Source organism: Acinetobacter sp. RF14B (genome assembly GCF_006864105.1).
In the GTDB taxonomy this organism is placed as follows: Bacteria; Pseudomonadota; Gammaproteobacteria; order Pseudomonadales; family Moraxellaceae; genus Acinetobacter; species Acinetobacter lwoffii_C.
Window position 1 is genome coordinate 1 of sequence record NZ_SMTB01000221.1, and the last position, 566, is coordinate 566.

A 566-nucleotide genomic window follows, 5' to 3' on the forward strand; every position below is an offset into this window, starting at 1 on the left:
GTTGCGTAAACCGTGGGTGAAATCATCGTTTGCCCCGGGGTCTAAAGCAGCGGCTTTATATCTGGAAGAAGCCGGAGTACTGGGTGATCTGGAAAAACTGGGTTTCGGTATTGTCGCTTATGCCTGCACCACCTGTAACGGCATGTCGGGTGCACTTGATCCGAACATCCAGCAGGAAATTATTGACCGTGACCTGTATGCCACAGCGGTGCTTTCAGGTAACCGCAACTTCGACGGACGTATCCATCCTTATGCCAAGCAGGCATTTTTGGCTTCACCGCCTTTGGTGGTGGCCTATGCCATTGCCGGAACCATCCGTTTTGACATCGAAACAGATGCATTAGGGCAGGACAAAGACGGCAACCCGATTTACTTAAAAGACATCTGGCCGTCGGATGAAGAAATTGATGCGCTGGTCAAAGAATCGGTTAAACCGGAACAGTTCAAGCAGGTGTATATCCCGATGTTTGATCTGGGGGAGCGTGAGCAGGCAGCAAGTCCGCTGTATGACTGGCGTCCGCAAAGTACCTATATCCGCCGCCCGCCTTACTGGGAAGGCGCACTGG

The 566-nt window shown here is 52.3% G+C and carries 1 protein-coding gene; it reads left to right on the forward strand.

Annotation, left to right across the window (positions count from 1 at the left end; genetic code table 11):
• Positions 1 to 566, forward strand: a 566-nt coding sequence (locus E2K52_RS14610; protein ID WP_264765952.1) for an aconitase family protein, incomplete at both ends; no start/stop codon positions are given.